At 39.5% G+C, this 205-nt stretch carries 1 protein-coding gene; it reads left to right on the top strand.

Annotated elements, in window-relative coordinates; genetic code table 11:
* On the top strand, positions 1-205 hold a 205-nt coding region (locus tag IAE45_RS19425; protein ID WP_200127934.1), incomplete at both ends, for an ATP-dependent Clp protease proteolytic subunit.

The following is a 205-nucleotide window of genomic DNA, read 5'->3' as shown; positions in this document are numbered from 1 at the left end:
GAATGTTGGCACTTCATTGATGATTCACGAAGCTTCAACATTCGCTTGGGGCAATAAACAGGATATCCAAAAAACGCTGAATGCTTTAGAAACTATTGATGATTCAATTTTAGCGATTTATTCAGACAAGACCGGTCAATCAGCTGATCAGTTGCGTGAATGGATGAATGAAGAAAAATGGTTCACGGCAGATGAAGCTGTAGAG

It is taken from the genome of Enterococcus sp. S53, from assembly GCF_016516865.1.
GTDB classification, from domain to species: Bacteria; Bacillota; Bacilli; order Lactobacillales; family Enterococcaceae; genus Enterococcus_D; species Enterococcus_D innesii.
Note: the sequence above shows the minus strand (reverse complement) of the source record. Positions and strands in the feature narration are given on the sequence as shown.